A 14,701-nucleotide genomic window follows, 5' to 3' on the forward strand; every position below is an offset into this window, starting at 1 on the left:
GGGACCAAACTATGAAACGTATTAATATAGGAGATCGAATATTTATAGGATTCATATATGTATTCTTGACCTTACTGGCATTTTCCGCTTTTTATCCATTTTGGAACTCACTTGTTATTTCCTTTAATGAGGGGATGGATACTTCGAAAGGTGGAGTTACTTTCTGGGTCCGTGAGTTCACGCTTGAGAATTATAAGATTGTTTTTGAAGATTCTCGTCTAATGGGTGGATTCGTCATTGCTACATTGCGGACAGTAATCGGTACAGTAACAGCGATACTGGCCACTTCGATATTCGCTTATGGAATGTCGAAGCGTGAACTGATGGGTCGCAAATACTACATGATTATGTGTATCATTACTATGTATTTCGGTGGGGGACTCATTCCGTCATACATGCTTATTAGAAGTTTAGGTCTCTTCAACTCATTTTGGGTGTTTATAATTCCTGCACTGGTCAGTGTATGGAATATGATCATATTCCGGACCTTCTTTCAAGGTCTTCCACAAGGTTTAGAGGAGTCAGCAAAGATTGACGGTTGCGGATATTGGGGGACTTTTGTCCGCATCGTACTTCCTTTGTCGGGACCAGTTATAGCAACATTATCTTTGTTCACAGCAGTAAATCACTGGAATGAGTGGTTCGTAGCGAGTATTTACATTACGAAAGAGGAGTTAATGCCGATTCAGACCATCTTAAGACAGATATTGTTCTCTAATATTGCTTCAGAACAGCTGTCAAATGTAGATGCAAGCTCCATTGCTCATATTAACTCGGCTAAGAAAATTACCTCGAAGTCTTTAACGATGGCTACGATCATGGTTGCAACCATTCCGATTGTATGTGTGTATCCATTCCTACAAAGATTCTTCGTTAAAGGGGTCTTGGTCGGATCATTGAAAGAGTAGGATGATAGAATGAGATTGGGTTTAGAGCGTATTGCTTTGAACATAGATTACAAATTGAAAGGGGAAAATACATTGAAGACTAAGAGAAAGATGCTTCTCGGTATGATGTCTACCTTGCTATTAACGACTTTGGTGGCGGGTTGTGGTGGCAACAATTCAAGCGCTCCGGCGGCAACTGCTGAACCAGAGAAAGAGGGAGGAACAGCGGTTAACACAGCAACTGAAGCTCCTGCGGCTGATTTGTATGAATTAGGAAAAGAACCGCTTGAAGTCTCATTCTACGGAAATTACGGCTGGTATCAAATGCCGAAATGGGGCAAAGATGCTGCTTCTAAATGGATTTTAGATAATCTGAAGATCAATGTCACAGGAATTAGCTCTGGTGGTAATAACGCTCAAAAGCTGCAAACAATGATCGTTGGTAACGAGCTGCCGGATATTGTGTGGACCGAGAAGGGTGCTGACGTAGAACGTCTTCGCCAAGCGGATATGCTAGTTCCTTTGGATGAATATATTGATAAATATCCAAACTTTAAGAAATACTTAACAGCTGGACATTTGGAATTGCTTCGTTCCCCTGATGGGAAGATCTATCAGCTGCCGAATTATTATACAACTCAACCAAACGGAAATGCCGGTTATGCTATTAATAAGAAGATTTACAAAGAGCTTGGTTCTCCTAAGCTTGAAACGACAGATGATTTGTATGCTTATTTAAATGCTGTTAAGGCGAAGTTCCCTGACGTTATTCCGTTCGAGACGGGTTTAGCGAGAGATGGTAACGGAATTGACCAGTTATTCTCCTCTTTTAAAGAGAGTAATCTGTCGTATACTAGAATATACGCCGTACCTGATGGGGACAAAATGGGTTCGATATACAAGGATGAAGGATTCCGTGAGTCTGTTGTATTTGCTGCTAAATTAATGCGTGAGAAGCTAATGACGCAGGATGCGAATACTCAAACAGAAGATCAAATTAGAGAGAAAGCGATGAATGGTAAGTTTGCTGTTATTGCGACTTTTGATCCAATGAAATTGCTCGCCACTGCTGATGAAGAGATGAAGAAGACGGATCCGGAAGCTGGGTATATGTTTATTAAACCGATTTACAAAGCTGGTTTGGATCAAAGTAAGATTACTCCAGGAACGTACAATCAGTTAGGTTGGAACGTTGCTACAATCACTAAAAACGCTAAAAATCCAGAGGCTGTATTCGCTATGCTTGACTGGATGACAGGACCAGAAGGTTCTATGGTTCTTAACTGGGGTCCTCCAGGACCAGAAGGGTATTGGGATGGATTTGAAGCAGATGGACTTACTCCTAAATTTAATAAAGATAAATATCTGAATGAGCCAGAAGCTCTGTCCGAAATTAACGGAAAAGCCGGTGACTTGGTATGGGTAGGTAATACAGTTTTCTTGGATAATACAAAGAAAATGATGTTGCAAACCCTTCCAGCTGACAAAATTGACTTTAGTAACCGTTGGCAGATGGAAGTAACTTGGGCTTCGCAAGGTGACTTCACGGAGTTCCTGAATTGGGATCCGGCTCCGGACAGTGAAGAAGGGATTATCAGACAAAGTGTCAGAGATATCTGGTTAACAGCAAGAGCAAAATCGATGTATGCGAAGACTGATGCAGAAGCATTAGCAATTCTTGATAAAGCACATGAAGATTCTATCAAGGTTGGCTACGAGAAATTCCTTGATTATGTAACTAAAGTATGGACAGAAAATAAGAAAGCTTTAGGTAAATAATAATTTGTAATACGAAGGTTTGCTATTTAGCGAGCCTTCGTTTTTACGTCCCATTTCCAGTGCTCATTGCTTTATAAGCTGTTAGGGAAGAGAATGAATGGTATACTGAAAAAGATTGGTTAGTAGAATTCAGCAGTTGGTTTAAAAACATTTCAAAGGGGGATTGTGTTGATGTACAACGTATTATTAGTAGACGATGAGATGCTTGATCTTGAAGGCATGAGACAATTCATTCCTTGGAATGAACTGGGTATGCAGGTCGTGGAGGCAGCGAATAACGCGTTTACGGCATGCGATATTTTAGAACAGCATGTTATTGATATTATTGTTAGTGATGTGAATATGCCGAATATGTCGGGTCTAGAGCTGGCTCGGATTGCCATAGAGCGAAAAAACGATATACGTGTCATTTTTGTAAGCGGTTACCAGGATTTTAGCTATGTGAAACAGGCACTTTCGCTAAAAGCATATAGCTATGTCCTTAAGCCAATGGATGACAAGGAACTTATTGCTGCACTACAGAAAGTAAAGCAGGATTTAGATGATGAAAGTAAACGGCGTGACGTTGAAGAAGCTTATCAGCATATGATTCCTATGGCCAAAAATGATTTGTTGATCCGCTTATTTGAAGGGGAATGGGAGGGGGACACTCAAGCTGGAATGTTAAAGCTTATGAAGTCCTACGGTCTGGATAAGCTGGAATGGCCTATACGTGTGGCGGTTTTGGAGCTGGATTATTTCAACTGGTTTCAAGAACAGGATAGTCTAACTAAACATCTAATGTCCAAGGACTTTCTGTATGAAGTGAATACTATTGCTCAGAAGCACGGTATGCCACATTGCTATAAGGTATCTTCTTATCGAATCGCGTTGTTGATTAACGAACAGGAGATGGAGAGGTTTATTGAAGAAATTTATGAGTCGATTCGCACAAAATTTCCTGTCACTATGACCGTAGGTGTAGGGAAGCCTACATTTGCTATGGACCAGGTTCACACCTCCTATCGGCAAGCTATGGAAGCCGTTGACGGAAAGATGTTTCTCGGCAAAGGCAAACTTATTATGTATGAAACGGTTAGCAGCGAACCTGGAATGATCGATGCCCGTACGTTGGATGCCCGTATGGATACGCTTTTTAAAGCGATGAAAGAATATGAGTTAGTCCTTATTTATGACGAGATCGATAAGCTGTTCAGATCCGTGAGTAGTTTAAGATCTAAATTCACGATTCATAATCTAGCCATGTATATTATATGGAAGCTGGATCAGCAGTTGAAAGAGGTTAGTGAGGATTTATTTGAAATCTTAGGTATGGAGTTACATAGTTTAGATATTTTGCTTCAATTCGATACGATCAGTGATATACGCTCTTGGCTTGTCCTCAAAACGTTTGAGATATCCGAGTATCTACGCAGCAAAACAGAGTCAGTGAACAATAAACTGATTAGAGAAATTATGCAAATGATGAAGGATAAGATGAGCGAGAATTTTACGTTAAAGGATATTGCACAGCAGTTCTCGTTCTCACCCAACTATTTAGGATATCTATTTAAAGAGGAAACAGGGAAAACGTTCAGCGAAGTACTCATTCAGCTGCGAATGGAACAAGCAGGCAAGCTTTTGAAAGATCCGAAGTGCAAAATCTATGAAATCGCGAGCCAGGTAGGTTACCGTTATCTTCCTTACTTTAGCAGACAGTTCAAAGAAGCCTATGGTATGACACCTATGGAGTATCGTAAGCGGGAGAAGTGATGGGGGATGATGTTGCATGAAACAACCAAGAAGTAAACATAAATATGTGCCGATAGGGTATAAATTAATGCTGACATATATTTTTTTCATTATTATCCCAGTATCTGTGATTGGTTTTGTCTCTCATTCTATGTACAATGATTCATTACGCGAGCATACAAGCTCGAATATTAAAGGTACGTTGTTGCAGATTCGCGATAATATTGACTATAAAATGGGGGAAGTTACCCGGATATCAACACAATTATATAGTGATTATGATTTCTATCGGAATCTTCGAAGCTATGAAGAAGGCTGGGAAAATTATGACCGGATGTCTATGAAGGTACTTCCAAAGCTGGACGTAGCTATTCAATCAACGGGTATGAGGATTGGGATGTCGTTATTTTTAAAGAATGAATCCATTCCTGAGATCTATTCGAATTCACTAGAGGGCTATCTGGATAATAGCAGCTTCTATCATCTCTACCATATGAAACGGATTGAAGGGAAATCCTGGTATTATGATTTTCCAACCGAGAAATATGCAGAGACTATGAAATGGTGGCAGATTGAGCGCGATGTAGAAAATAATCGTATCTCGTTGCTACGTAGATTAATAGATACATATGACCCTCTCGTGCCTAAGGAGATTGGCTTCCTGCGGATTAATGTAGGCATTCCAGATCTGTTCAATAGTGTGAATTATACAAAGATAGGAAAAGGAAGTATTCTAATTTTAAAAAACGAGTTCGGAAGAACGATGTACCAATCGGGAGAACTACCAGAGGACTATACCAATGAAGCCGAACTTAATAAGGATTATCTGACAATTAGTGAAACCGTTACGGTTTCTAACCAAGCATGGCAATTAAACGCATTAGTTCCAATTACGATTCTTGAACAGGATGCAGTGAAGGTACGACTGTTTATTATTTTGATGTGTCTCATCTGTTGTGTGGTTTTTAGTTTTGTCGGCATATTTATATCCCGATATTTTTCAATTCGGATTAATAAGTTCGTATACGTGCTGAATGCCTATCGGGAGGGTGATCTTCACAAGCGTATTTCCTATCGGGGCAAGGATGAATTCTCTCAGATTGCAACCGCATTAAATGATATGGGCGAAAATATCGATATGTTGATTAAAGAGGTATATTTGACGCAGCTCCAGAAGAAGGAAGCAGAGCTTGAAATTCTGCAATCACAAATCAATCCTCATTTCCTATATAATACGTTGTCATCTATTATTCAATTAGCCAAGTTTGGTCAAAATGAGAAGCTGCAGCAGATGGTGCTTGAATTAGCGAAGTTTTATCGCCTGACACTTAATGAAGGACGTACCATGATTCCGGTCCCGACTGAAATTGAGCAGGCAAACGCTTATTTAGAAATTCAGAAAATTAAATACGGTGATCGTCTGGAAGTTATGTTTGATTTTGATACAGAAATCTGGCCTTATGAGACCATAAAGCTCATTCTACAACCATTTATCGAGAACGTGCTAAAGCACGCCTGGTGTGGTGATCACATTCATTTACGCATTGTTGGGCGTAAAGAGGGCAAAGATATTCTATTCCGCATCATTGATGATGGAATCGGCATGAGACAGGAACGTATTGATCAAATTTTTGATCCAAAGGGCCACACGAATACAGGCTATGGGGTCCGTAATGTGGATCAGCGGATTAAACTGCAATATGGATCTGAGTACGGCGTAACTATTTTTAGCCGTGTTGGAATTGGCACTTCTGTTCAGATACTAATCCCTGCTAATAAGGGTAAGCGTGGCATTCGTTCGAATGTTGTACCTGATGAAAAGGGGTCTTAAAGCTAGTATTTCTAGCCTAAGACCCCTTTAATTTTAATTAGAATCCTTTATATTGAGGCTCTTCGGACTCTAATTCGGTTACCCGGTTCTCTACTTGAGTTACGATTTGTTGTGTTTGCTCCGCTGCGTTTGTGAACAAGGTTTTTGCACTCTCGTTTTGTGTTTCTAATGCAAATTGTTCAAGACTGGCTTGAGCACCTTTTAAAGAAGATAAACATGTTTTTACTTGTGAGGCTACTGTCATTGAGTTTCTCTCCTCTGTGTTGGATTATTAGCATGACGATTGCTATTGTCCTCAAATGCATCTGTCGTTATGCAGGAAAAAAATTCATACTTGTAGTAATAGATGATTTTCCATAAATAAGTAGTGAAATTCCGGATTGAATGTGACTTTATTGACAAATAATGAGTGTTAGTAAACAAGCTTTGATTCAAAAGGAGGGTAATTGTAATGCCGGAGTGGTTAGAGGTTGTAGTTCGAACGCTCTTTGCTGTGGTTGTACTTTTCTTTTTAACAAAATTACTGGGAAAGAGACAAGTATCGCAGCTCTCGTTCTTCGAGTATATTACGGGGATAACCGTCGGCAGCTTAGCCGCTTACATTTCTTTGGATACGGATAAGTTATGGCATTTAGGGCTCATTGCACTGATTGTATGGGTGGCTTGTTCCTTAGGGATCGAATATCTTCAAATGAAGAGTAAAAAAGCAAGAGACTTTATTGATTTCAAGTCCACCGTACTAATTAAGGACGGAAAAATACTCGAAGATCACATGAAAAAAGAACGTTTAACCACAGATGAGCTGCTGGAGGAACTACGCAAAAAAGACGTTTTCAATATATCGGAAGTAGAATTTGCGATTATGGAATCTGATGGAGCCATAAATGTTTTACTCAAGAGTGAAAATCAACCGGTAACCCCTAAGCAATTGGGGATAAAGGTTGCCCCGGAGAAAGAGTCACAAGTTGTCATTATGGATGGTAAAGTGCTGGACAAACCATTAGACACCCTAAACCTGACGCGAAGCTGGCTGGATGGAGCCCTTGAGAAAATGGGTTTTACGGTTGAAAATGTTTTTCTTGGACAAGTTGATTCTTATGGTGAGCTGACGGTCGATTTGTATGCAGATAACTTTAAAGTCCCACAGCCGCAGGATAAGCCTCAATTATATGCTTTACTGAAAAAGTGTGAAGCTGATTTAGAAATGTTCAGTTTATCAACAGATAACGAAAAAGCTAAAAAAATGTATGAACAATGTTCGGAGCAATTGCAAGCTTCACTGAAGGTATTGAAACCGTTAATTCAAAGCTAAGAGTAAAGATAAAGGCACTCTCGAGTAGATCGAGGGTGTTTTTTATATTAATTTAAATAAATGTAATAATATGGGCATAAAGTAGCTGTACAACTTCAAAATATTATTTATAGTTGAGATTAGGCTGGAGTTATAGATGACATAAGATTGGAGGAATGCCCTCGCTTTTTATTTAAATCAGAAAACAAGGAGGAAGATGTTCACGTGAAACTAAAAGGAAGATTTTCATTCGGAATTATGGTTACGCTTACAACTTCGCTGGTTCTAGGTAATTTGGTATGGAGTAACCCTACCGCACAGGCAGCAAATATCTTCAGTAATGATTTTGAGAATGGAAAAGCCGACAATTGGACGAGTACAACAGGAACTTGGTCTGTAGTTGAAGAAGGTGGCAATCATGTGTATTACCAATCCAGTCCAAACGAAGGACGTTCGTTCTCCGGTAGCAACACGTGGACAGATTACAGCGTTCAAGCAGATGTGAAGATTGATAATTTCAATGGGACTAATCGAACTTATGTGTGCGGGCGCTATGTTGACGGAAATAACTATTATGCTGCATCTCTGTCCAACAGTAATGGCGGGACGCTTGAAATACGAAAAAAAGTGAATGGTTCAAGTTCAACACTGGTTAGTAAAACGGATTTTCCTGTAACTACTGGGACTGCCTATACAGTTAGGCTAGAGCTTAGTGGAGATTCGCTTAAAATGTATATTAATGATGTTTTGCAGTTGAATGCACACGATAACATTTTAACTTCAGGAGGTATTGGACTTGTAGCTTATAAGACAGCAGCGAAGTTCGACAATATCAATGTCTCCGATATCACAACGGGCACCCCGACACCAACGCCTACTATAGCTCCAACAATTGCACCAACGGTAGCTCCTACGGCTACTCCAATAGCAAGCGCAACCCCCACTGCGACAGTAACTCCAACCGCCACTCCAACTGCAACACCAACAGCAACACCAGTTGCAGGCTCAATTTATGTAGCTCCTAATGGTCTGGACAGCAACGCAGGAACAATTGGAAGTCCAACCACTCTGGTCTCAGCGATTGCGAAGGTAGCCCCCGGGGAAACCATCTATATGCGTGGAGGGGTTTACACGTATTCTTCAACAATAATTGTTGGACAAGATAATAGCGGAAGCTCTAACTTACGAAAGAACATCACTGCATATGGGACTGAGAAGCCTATATTGGATTTTTACGCCCAGCCATTTGACCCAGCTCAACGTGGTTTGCAGATATACGGTAACTACTGGAAGGTAAAAGGATTAGAGATAAGAGGCTCAGGAGACAATGGGATCTTTATTGGCGGGAACTATAACATTATTGAGAATGTTGAAACCCACCATAATCGGGATTCAGGACTGCAAATCAGCCGTTATGCTTCATCACTGACCAGCATGAGTCAATGGCCGAGCTATAATCAGATCATTGGAGTGTATTCTCATGATAATTATGATCCGGATAACGGGGAAGACGCTGATGGTTTTGCTGCTAAGCTGACCATAGGTCCTGGTAACGTATTCGATAAATGTATAGCTGCATGGAATACAGATGACGGCTGGGATCTTTACAGTAAATCAGAAACAGGTCCCATCGGAGTGGTGACGATCAAGAATAGTATCTCCTATAAGAACGGACAGACCTCAGATGGAAATTCAACGGCAAACAGTGATGGGAATGGATTCAAACTAGGTGGTGAAAAGATTTCAGTAAACCACATTGTGCTGAATAGCATAGCGTTTCAAAATAAAAAACACGGATTCAATTACAATAGTAATCCGGGTTCCATTCAGTTAACAAATAATACTTCTTGGAGTAACGGACAGAGTAACTTTGCTTTTGATGCCGGTACTCACCAATTTACGAACAACTTGTCTTTTGCTGGAGGCTCGAGTGACAAAACAAGTGGAACCGATATTCTAAGTACTAATGTGTGGTGGAAAAGTAATGCAAGTGCCAATGCCAAGGGTTTGATAGCCAGTGCCGCTGATTTTGTAAGTCTTACGCCTTCAGTGGTGCGAAGTGCAGATGGTTCTTTTAGTCTGGGCAGTTTCCTCAAATTAACTGGGGGTAGTGATCTAATCGGATCTGGAACACCTAGCGGAACTAATATTGGTGCAACTTTTCCGTGATTTGAAAGCTAGGGGTTTGAGCTCCTTATTAAAGTGACTCTGTAGGATTAGATAGGTCATTTTATTCAATATTTTGATGGGCATGAGTCCGGAACTATACCGGATTTGTGCCTTTTTGGTTTGTTTTAAGTATAAACCTTCCATCACGTTGGCAAACTAAACCAGATTAACAAGTCACAATTTTGGAGGTAGTCTGCAGATGTCTGGAATTATTGAAACAATAAAAGAACAACTGGAAGGATCTAGTGATGCAGTTTTTCAAAACATTCGCCTTCATGGGCATTCCTGTGACTTGATCTATATCCCATTCATCGTGAATTCTCTGAGTCTTCATAAAGATATTGCATTGCCGCTAAAAAATGAAGCAAATTCAGAGCACAAATGGCCGGATTTTTTAGAACGACTGGATCGAGGAGCTGTTTTTCCCATCCCGTATCTTAAGGAGTTTGACATAAACAAGGTTGTGGATTTGATTGTCGCTGGAAAAGCAGTGCTTTGTTTTGAAGAGCTTCCTTATGTTTATTATTTTGAGATCACGCAATATCAGAAAAGATCGGTTACGGAATCACAAAATGAACTTGTGGTGATTGGACCACAAGAAGCATTTATTGAAGATATTGAAACAAATCTGTCCCTGCTCCGACACAAAATTAAACATCCGGATCTAAAGACTATTCATTATACGATTGGTAAATATACAAAAACTGATGTGTATGTTGTATATATTGAAGGACTATATAAAAAAGAAGTTCTTGCTGAAATTGAAAAGCAACTAAATGAAATAGATATTGATGGCATATTGGGCATTAGTTATATATCGGAACAATTGCGGAAGGGGAACTTGACTCCATTTCCGGTATTTCAATATACGGAACGCCCCGACTCGGTGGCAGCTTCTTTAATGGAAGGCCGGATCGGAATATTACAGGATGGCACACCCACTGCAATGATTGCACCTACATCTTTTTTTACAATGCTACAATCCTCTGAGGATTATTATCAAAGCTTCTATGCCGCAAGCTGGATTCGAATGGTTCGATTTGTATTCTCCATCATATCGATGATTCTTCCATCGCTTTATGTTGCGATTACAACCTTTCATCCTCAGATCATTCCCTCAAACCTGTTAATTACGATAGCATCTGCCAGAGAGAACATTCCTTTCTCAGCATTGACTGAGGCTTTGATTATGGAGCTTACCTTCGAAGCCCTTAGAGAAGCTGGAACCCGAATACCAAAGCCTGTGGGCCAGACCGTTTCTATTATTGGGGGTATAGTCATCGGTCAGGCTGCGGTACAAGCGGGAATTGTATCCGCTCCAATGGTTATTGTTGTTTCCATTACCGGAATTGCCACCTACATTATTCCCCATTATGAGCTCGGTCTGACTTTTCGCTTACTTCGTTTCCCTTTATTGATTATGGGGGGAACAATGGGATTGCTCGGGGTATATATTACAGCGTTTTTGATTTACGGGCATTTAGCTAATCTTAGACCGTTAGGCTCACCGTATTTACAACCCGTTGCCCCTTTGGTGTTAGAAGATTGGAAGGACACTTTATCTCGATTTCCCTCTAACTATATGAAGAAACGCAGCAAACTTTATAGCAACAGGAATCTAAGGAGACAGAATCAAAAATGAGAACTCTAAAGATAGGAGTGGTTATACTTCTACTCCTAAATTTAACAGGCTGTTGGTCGTCCAAGGTGGAACTGGACGAATTAACCTTTGTGTACGGCTTATTTATAGATGTAGGCAAAGAAGCAGGCACCGTTGAAATTACGATTAACTCTCCTTTGCCTAATCGTCTTAACTCGGGAAGCCAGCCCTCAAGTGGTGGCGGTGATGGGAATAGTTATTCTACAGTTTCTAAGACCGCAGATACGATCGCAGACGCCATGTTACTAGTTCAAAAAGATCTGACACGTCAACTTAGTCTTTCCCAATTGAAAATAATTGTCTTAGGGAAAGCTTATGCAGAACAAGGGATCGGCGAACTCCTATTATGGATTAGAAGAGAGCCAAGTCTCCCCCTTGGAACCTATGTCATGGCTAGTCCCGGCAGTGCAAAAGAGATGAATACATTAACACCTATTTATGAACAATTACCTTCTGATGTACTGAGGAGCTTTGGAACAGAAAAATATATGTTTTCGACTACAATTAAGGACTGCATATTCGCTGAGGCATCGGGCGTTGGATTTGCTATAAATAATCTTTCATTTGGTAAAAAAGAAGAAACTACAAAAGAAGGCAAACCACAATATTGGGCAGGCATTCAAGGCGCTATGTTGTTTCAGAATGAGAAAATGAAGGGAATACTAAAGCTTAAAGAGGGTAGGGCATTGGCATGGGCCGCAGGCAAGCTTAAGCTGTCGGTTTATTCTGTTACCTGGGATGGTGGAGAAAGTGCAGCAAGTGTTGTATTTGTTAGTACCAAATCGTCAAAAAAAGTAAAAATAACGGATGAGGGTCCAGTTTTTACAGTGAAATTAAAGGGAAAAGCTAGTGTGATTTATTTAAGGGATCCTAAGAATAGAAATCTAGAAGAGATCAGTAATATCATTACAGAGAAACTAAGCGGTAAAGTAACTGCTAATCTGACCGAAGCTATACGTTTATCTCAACAAGCAGGTGCGGATGTTCTACAGCTCGGGATGTTACTGGAATGGAATGATCCGAAACTTTGGAAGCAATTAAGAGAACGTTGGGATAATTACTACGCTCATGAGGCGGATATTAAGGTGAAGACGGACTTTCGGATTGTAGATTTTGGAACAGCAAAATAAAGAACTGAGGAAGGAGAAGTTATGCGTACAACAAAGTGGCAGCTGTTCCGGTTTATCACCATTTTTTTTAGCTCACAAACCACCATTTTTTTGATACCAGCTATTATTGCTACTTCCTCTTATCAAGGCTGGATTGCATTAATCGTTGGCTCCTTATTAGGATTGATATTATTGTGGTTTACAATCTATGTTGGTAAGCTGCGACCTAATCAAGCTTGGGTTCACTTTGGAAAAGAGATCATTGGCAAATGGCCACATAAATTTATGATTCTGCTCCTACTATGCTGGTGTGTTTATTATGTTTCTTTCGATATAGAGAATTTCGTACTATTTTTTGGCTCGAATTATTTAAGAGGAACTCCACCTCTATTTATCCAGTGTGTCGTTGGTCTGGTGATCATGTACACGGCAAGTCTAGGATTTGCAACAATTACATATATGGCCGATGGATTATTTATTATTTTCTTTATTACCGTGATCATTTTATTTAATTTGTTCCTTCCGAATGCGGACTTTAGTATGGTACCTGCTTTCTTTCATTATCATGATCCTGGAATCGCCCTGAAAGATTCTATTGTGGTCATGTCATGGTTTGGAGAATGGATTGTCCTTTTGTTCATTGCACCTGATTTAAAAATTGAAGCGAAAATGATAAAAAGATTAGTATTTGCGCAGTTCTATGTTTCAATTACGGTCTTAATAGGATGGTTATTGACAATGATGAGTTTTGGTCCACATTTAGGCCAGCAACTCCAATATCCTTTTCTTGAGATGGTGCGTAGTTCGAAAGAAGATAATTTATTAGGGAATACAGACCCGCTTTTGATTGGAATATGGTCGTCTTCGATGTTTATTCACAGCGCTTTCCTTATCTATGTAGCTTCAAAATGTGTAGCAAGTTTGTTTAATACTAATAGTAAAAAAATTTACGTTCCCCTTTTAACACTGGCTTCAGTGACAATAGCGTACTTATATTCACGCGACGTCGGCAGATATTACGAACACTACAAAAGCTTTGCCATTGTGATCATTTGGTTAATCGTTGAAAGCATACCCATTTATTACGGGATTGTAGCTTTCTTTCGATATCGGCATAAGACGGCGAAATGAAAATCGAATGGAAGACGGGTGCTGTCTAATTATGGGCAGTGCCTTTTTTTGTGAATTATAAATCGGGTACGCTTTCTGTTATGATTAAAGCACTTATTACATAATTATCCTCAGATTGGATGGTGTATTCACATGAATCTTCAAGAAGTAGCTGAACTTATCAAATCTATTAGGGCCAATCTTGCCAAAGTCATTGTAGGAAAAGAGGAGGGAGTAGAGCTGCTGCTGACCGCATTACTTGCGAATGGACATGTCTTGCTGGAAGATGTACCTGGTACGGGTAAAACCTTGCTGGCAAAGGTTCTTGCCAAATCATTGGATTGTTCATTTAAGCGCATACAATTTACACCGGATTTATTGCCTTCCGATTTAAGCGGGATCAACTATTACAATCAGAAGACAGGAGAGTTTCATTTCAGACCAGGTCCGGTATTTGCTAATATACTGCTGGCTGACGAAATTAATCGTGCAACCCCTAGAACCCAATCCAGCCTACTGGAGTGTATGGAGGAGCGGCAAATTACTATCGATGGGGTAACGCACGGATTAGAAGCACCGTTTCTTGTCATTGCTACTCAGAATCCGATAGACAACCAAGGGACCTTCCCACTGCCTGAGGCTCAATTAGATCGATTTTTGATGCGGATTACTACGGGTTATCCTACCTTTGATGAAGGGATACATATTTTGCAGCGTTTTCGTGAGAATAATCCGCTCGAAAAGTCTTTTCCAGTAGCAACGGCACAAGATATTCAAGCCGCACAGCGTTTAGCCGCATCGGTAAGTATCAGTGATGATTTATTAGGTTATATCGTACGGATAACGGAAGCTACCCGCAAATCTACGGCAGTAAAACTGGGTGCAAGTCCACGGGCTAGTGGCGCGTTGCTTAGATCCGCTCAGGGATATGCACTTATTCAAGGCAGATCCTATGTAACACCGGATGATATCAAAGCCGTGGCTGTTTCCGTGCTTGCACATCGTCTGCTGCTTCATCGGGGATTAGGCTCAAAAGAGGGACAAGCCGCGGATATTGTATTGCAAGTGCTTCGTGAAGTTGAGGTACCGGCTGAACCCGTGACGCCCTTAAGAGGCGGAAAGGTGGAATGACCT

At 40.4% G+C, this 14,701-nt stretch carries 11 protein-coding genes; 10 read left to right on the forward strand and 1 reads right to left on the reverse strand.

Going from position 1 to position 14,701, the window contains the following annotated elements:
* Window positions 1-11 precede the first annotated feature (11 nt).
* The 4 genes from MHH60_RS00435 (at window position 12) to MHH60_RS00450 (ending at window position 6,228) form a co-directional block, all read left to right on the forward strand.
* On the forward strand, window positions 12-908 hold the full coding sequence (locus tag MHH60_RS00435) for a carbohydrate ABC transporter permease (RefSeq protein ID WP_036678249.1): 897 nt from the start codon (window positions 12-14) through the stop codon (window positions 906-908).
* A gap of 72 nt (window positions 909-980) precedes the next feature.
* On the forward strand, window positions 981-2,666 hold the full coding sequence (locus MHH60_RS00440) for an extracellular solute-binding protein (RefSeq protein WP_175617374.1): 1,686 nt from the start codon (window positions 981-983) through the stop codon (window positions 2,664-2,666).
* 171 nt (window positions 2,667-2,837) lie between these two features.
* Window positions 2,838-4,418, forward strand: coding sequence for a response regulator (locus tag MHH60_RS00445; protein WP_076135105.1), 1,581 nt, complete (start codon window positions 2,838-2,840; stop codon window positions 4,416-4,418).
* Window positions 4,419-4,434: 16 nt separating this feature from the next.
* Window positions 4,435-6,228, forward strand: a complete 1,794-nt coding sequence (locus MHH60_RS00450) for a sensor histidine kinase (RefSeq protein ID WP_076135103.1) — start codon at window positions 4,435-4,437, stop codon at window positions 6,226-6,228.
* A 37-nt stretch (window positions 6,229-6,265) separates the two neighbouring features.
* Here MHH60_RS00450 and MHH60_RS00455 read toward each other — a convergent pair whose 3' ends face one another.
* Window positions 6,266-6,472, reverse strand: coding sequence for a DUF1657 domain-containing protein (locus tag MHH60_RS00455; protein WP_036678243.1), 207 nt, complete (start codon window positions 6,470-6,472; stop codon window positions 6,266-6,268).
* A 207-nt stretch (window positions 6,473-6,679) separates the two neighbouring features.
* On the opposite strand from MHH60_RS00455, the gene MHH60_RS00460 reads away from it, so the two are divergent.
* The 6 genes from MHH60_RS00460 to MHH60_RS00485 all read left to right on the forward strand — a co-directional run bounded on the left by MHH60_RS00460 (window position 6,680) and on the right by MHH60_RS00485 (window position 14,698).
* Entirely contained in the window at window positions 6,680-7,540 is an 861-nt protein-coding gene (locus MHH60_RS00460; protein WP_076135101.1) for a DUF421 domain-containing protein, read from the forward strand.
* 858 nt (window positions 7,541-8,398) lie between these two features.
* Window positions 8,399-9,688 (forward strand): right-handed parallel beta-helix repeat-containing protein, encoded by a 1,290-nt coding sequence (locus tag MHH60_RS00465; protein ID WP_256715112.1) that lies wholly within the window; start codon window positions 8,399-8,401, stop codon window positions 9,686-9,688.
* Window positions 9,689-9,887: 199 nt separating this feature from the next.
* Complete coding sequence (locus MHH60_RS00470) at window positions 9,888-11,330, forward strand: spore germination protein (protein WP_076135099.1); 1,443 nt, start codon at window positions 9,888-9,890, stop codon at window positions 11,328-11,330.
* Window positions 11,327-12,478 (forward strand): Ger(x)C family spore germination protein, encoded by a 1,152-nt coding sequence (locus MHH60_RS00475; RefSeq protein WP_076135097.1) that lies wholly within the window; start codon window positions 11,327-11,329, stop codon window positions 12,476-12,478. Before MHH60_RS00470 ends, MHH60_RS00475 begins: the two co-directional genes overlap by 4 nt.
* Before the next feature lie 21 nt (window positions 12,479-12,499).
* Window positions 12,500-13,588 carry a GerAB/ArcD/ProY family transporter gene (locus MHH60_RS00480; protein ID WP_076135095.1) on the forward strand — a complete coding sequence of 363 codons (1,089 nt, stop codon included), beginning with the start codon at window positions 12,500-12,502 and terminating at the stop codon, window positions 13,586-13,588.
* Between the two features lie 132 nt (window positions 13,589-13,720).
* Window positions 13,721-14,698 (forward strand): AAA family ATPase, encoded by a 978-nt coding sequence (locus MHH60_RS00485; RefSeq protein ID WP_076135093.1) that lies wholly within the window; start codon window positions 13,721-13,723, stop codon window positions 14,696-14,698.
* The last annotated feature ends 3 nt before the right edge of the window (window positions 14,699-14,701 follow it).

Source organism: Paenibacillus sp. FSL H7-0716 (assembly GCF_038002705.1).
Classification (GTDB): Bacteria; Bacillota; Bacilli; order Paenibacillales; family Paenibacillaceae; genus Paenibacillus_AQ; species Paenibacillus_AQ odorifer.